The sequence below is a fragment of the Amedibacillus sp. YH-ame10 genome (assembly GCF_053848885.1).
Genome location: NZ_JBSPFA010000061.1, coordinates 1 through 3,728, shown reverse-complemented (window position 1 = coordinate 3,728; position 3,728 = coordinate 1). Strand labels below are relative to the sequence as shown.

The 3,728-nt window shown below is 34.3% G+C and carries 4 protein-coding genes; all 4 read right to left on the bottom strand.

Features of this window, described 5'->3' with window-relative positions; genetic code table 11:
* Positions 1-157: 157 nt before the first annotated feature.
* The 4 genes from ACWG42_RS14855 to rsmG are packed head-to-tail and all read right to left on the bottom strand — an operon-like array spanning position 158 to position 3,338.
* Positions 158-1,042: a ParB/RepB/Spo0J family partition protein gene (locus tag ACWG42_RS14855; RefSeq protein WP_455793344.1), complete on the bottom strand. Its 885-nt coding sequence runs from the start codon at positions 1,040-1,042 to the stop codon at positions 158-160.
* Positions 1,043-1,055: 13 nt separating this feature from the next.
* Entirely contained in the window at positions 1,056-1,835 is a 780-nt protein-coding gene (locus ACWG42_RS14850; protein ID WP_455793343.1) for a ParA family protein, read from the bottom strand.
* Positions 1,836-1,849: 14 nt separating this feature from the next.
* On the bottom strand, positions 1,850-2,614 hold the full coding sequence (locus ACWG42_RS14845; RefSeq protein ID WP_455793342.1) for a ParB/RepB/Spo0J family partition protein: 765 nt from the start codon (positions 2,612-2,614) through the stop codon (positions 1,850-1,852).
* Between the two features lie 13 nt (positions 2,615-2,627).
* The gene (rsmG, locus tag ACWG42_RS14840; RefSeq protein WP_455793341.1) at positions 2,628-3,338 is read right to left on the bottom strand and encodes a 16S rRNA (guanine(527)-N(7))-methyltransferase RsmG; all 711 of its coding nucleotides are present in this window, start codon (positions 3,336-3,338) and stop codon (positions 2,628-2,630) included.
* Positions 3,339-3,728: the final 390 nt, after the last annotated feature.

Genomic DNA, 3,728 nt, shown 5'->3' with positions numbered 1-3,728 from the left:
TAGAGAATCAAAAGTAAAAACTTGTCGTGTCCTTCTTTGGCTCTTCTTAGAGCCTTTTCGTCATGTTTTTTTCGTTTTCTCTCATTTCCACTTAAATTATGCAAGTTCCTAATAGATAAAAAACGATAGAGCATTTTCATGTTCTACCGCCTTATATTTATTCTTCTTCGATTCCACCTAATACTTCTAGAATTCGATTTAAATCATCATTTCCACTATATTTGATTGTGATTTGTTTATCACTAATAGACACTTTGGTTTGAAAACGTGTTTGAAGTCTATTTTCCACATGTTCAAGATTGATATCTTTTATTTTCTTCACAGGTGCTTCTTTAGGTTCGTTCAATTGTTTTACAAATGCTTCTACTGCACGAACACTCATTCCTTGTCCAATTGCCTTTTTTGCTACTTCTTCCATAAGTTTTTCATCGTGAAGGGCTAATAATGCACGCACATGCCCCATGCTTAATTCTCCCTTAATTACATGGTTTTGTACAACCTTAGGCAATTTTAAAAGTCTCAACATATTGGCTACATGTTCTCTTGATTTACCGATACGGTTTGCTAATTCTTCTTGTTTATATCCAAGTTTCTTAATTAGTTTTTCATACCCTTGCGCTTCTTCAATAGCGTTTAAATCTTCACGTTGAATATTTTCTAGTAATGCAATTTCCATCATCTGTTGATCATCGAATTCCATTAAGATAGCAGGTATTGTCTTCAATCCAGCTAGTTTACTAGCACGTAATCGACGTTCTCCAGTAATTAATTCATATCCTTTTACTGCTTTCTTAACTAAGATTGGAGTGAACACTCCATGTAGTTTTATAGAATCAGATAATTCTTGTATTTTCTCATCGTTAAATACTTTACGTGGCTGATAAGGATTTGGTTTTACATCATCCACATCTACTTCAAATTTAGAATCTGTATGTACATCCATCTTTCCTTGTTGAATATCTTCTAGTACGCTACTTACATCTTCACCGAAGATTGCGGATAGACCTTTGCCAAGTCTTGGTACACTTTCTTTTTTTGCCATGTGTAAAACCTCCTTAGTTCTTCACTTTTTTGTTAAGCTTCAATACCTCGTTTGCTAATCCTGCATATGCTTTTGCACCTTCGCACTTTACATCATATTCAAAGATGGACATTCCTCTAGAAGGAGCCTCACTTAGTTTTACATTTCTAGGAATGAAATTCTTATATACACGTTCTTTAAAGTGTCTACGCACTTCTTGTTGTACTTCTACACTAAGTTTTGTTCTTGCGTCATACATAGTTAATACGACACCTTCAATCACAAGATTCTTATTGAATAATTGTTGCACCAAACGAATTGTCAACAACAGCTGTGTAACACCTTCTAATGCATAATATTCACACTGTACAGGAATCATTACGGAATCTGCTGCCGTTAATGCATTTGTATTTAATAGTCCTAAAGATGGTGGACAATCAATAATAATAAAGTCGTATTGATCTTTGATTGGTTCTAATTTATTTTTAAGTAATTCTTCTTTTCCTACTTCAAACTTCACCATCTGTAGGTCTGCCCCAGCTAAAGAAATATTAGCAGGTATGATATCCAATGGCGGAGATTGAACCTTCTTGATAATATCACCTACACTATAATCTTCCATAATTAAGTTGTATACAGATAGTTTATCTTCGCCAACTTCAGCGCCTACACCTTGCGTTGCATTTCCTTGTGGATCAAAATCAATCAATAACACTTTATTTCCTAAATAGCCAAGTCCTGCCGCTAGATTAATAGAGGTTGTTGTTTTTCCTACCCCGCCTTTTTGATTTGATACGGCAATAATCTTTCCCATAGTTCTCTTCCTTTCTATTTAGGGATGCGTATGGTGATAATAACATCATCTTCATACTCAACCTGTGTTACATCTACTTCAGTTCCAGCACGTTTAATCATTGCGGCTGCCTGATGAATTGTATTAATTGCGATTTTAATATTTTTACTGATACCTTTTAGCATCACTTTCTTTTTATCATCTTTTGGTTGGTTTTCTTCTTTGATCATTTTTTCGGTCTGTGCAACTGTCAGTCCTTTTTTTACAATTTTGTCCAATGCCTTTTGTTGCTTTTCTCCATCCAAACTAAGCAATGCACGTGCATGACGTTCTGTAATAACCTTTGAACTAACTGCACTTTGTACATCATCATCAAGATTTAATAAACGAATTTTATTCGCGATTGAAGATTGCGATTTTCCAACTCGTAAAGCTAATTCTGATTGATTCATATTCGTATACTTCATAATATCTAAATATGATTTGGCTTCTTCTATCGCACTTAGGTTTTCTCTTTGAATATTTTCCACAAGCGCCATTTCAGCCATTTGAATGTCATTAGCATCCAAAACCATAACTGGTACTTCTACAGCTCCGTTTAATTTCAATGCACGAAATCTTCTTTCTCCCGCAATGATTTGATAATTCCCATCCACTTCTCTAACTGTAATCGGTTGAATTAGCCCATTCTCACGAATTGATTGTGCTAAATCCATTAATGCATCATCATTGAATTCTAATCTAGGTTGATATGGATTCGGTTGAATCTGATCAATCATAATTGTTTTTGTTTCCTTCATATATAGTTCCTCCTCATAGGGGATTTTTCTTTATTTGAGCAAATGCTCTTGGATACTTCATAGGTGTACTCTTTACTTTTTCGAACTCAAAGTTTACACGTTTAGAACCATCCACCAACTCTTTTTCATCCCTTTTTTTCAATTTACATCCTAGAATCTGAATTGCTTTTTCAGCCAATGCATATTCTTCGTCCCCATTGGCACCCTTTAACGCAAGAAAACTTCCACCCTTTTTAACCAAAGGAATACAGAGCTCTGAAAGCATCGTAAGATTTGCCACTGCTCGAGCACTGACAACATCAAAACTTTCACGATGATCTTTTGCGTATTCCTCTGCACGAGCGTGAACGCATGCAACATCACTTAGATTAAGTTTCTTACATAAAGCTTCTAAAAAAGTAATTCTTTTTCCTAAAGTTTCAACGATCGTAACCTTCAATTCTGGATATATTATTTTTAAAGGGATACTTGGAAATCCAGCCCCTGCCCCAACATCACAGAATGTGCCTTGAATCGTCATTTCAAAAGAAGGCAACAAAGAGTCCAAGAAATGTTTTTCATAAATTTCATCGATATCAGTGATAGCCGTAAGATTCATTTTTTGATTCCACTCTACTAACATTTCTGCATAGTCTTGAAATTGTTTTTTCTGTATATCACTTAGATTTATTCCGTACGTTTTTAATACGATTTCTAAATCTTCTTTATGAAATTTATCGGACATGTTATCCCTCCAGTATCTATTATTATATCAAACTTAGTCGTGTAAGCGAACATTTACTTTGTGAATTTTATATGCAACCGACATTTTATCACAATTCGACATAAAACTATACCATTTCTTTGAAGTTTGCATATCTATGGGTGAGGTGTAAACATGATAAAACTAATTATTATCATCGTAGTTCCGATATATCTCGTCTATGTTTTACGTCCAGGACAAAACAAATGTTGTAAAAAATGTAAAAAGAAGTGAATGTTCTAAAGACGTAAAAAAAAGAGGCTGTAACGAAATAGACACATTTGGAAATTCAGATGATGCCTAGGAGGTTACGACCTCTTTTTTTCATATATATGAGTCATATAGGTTAAAATAAGCTCATTAAGCTTAAAA

What these genes read in the sequence shown, in the direction of transcription:
- ACWG42_RS14855 (WP_455793344.1), bottom strand. Translation starts at nt 1,042, where the DNA reads ATGGCAAAAAAAGAAAGTGTACCAAGACTTGGCAAAGGTCTATCCGCA.
- ACWG42_RS14850 (WP_455793343.1), bottom strand. Translation starts at nt 1,835, where the DNA reads ATGGGAAAGATTATTGCCGTATCAAATCAAAAAGGCGGGGTAGGAAAA.
- ACWG42_RS14845 (WP_455793342.1), bottom strand. Translation starts at nt 2,614, where the DNA reads ATGAAGGAAACAAAAACAATTATGATTGATCAGATTCAACCGAATCCA.
- rsmG (WP_455793341.1), bottom strand. Translation starts at nt 3,338, where the DNA reads ATGTCCGATAAATTTCATAAAGAAGATTTAGAAATCGTATTAAAAACG.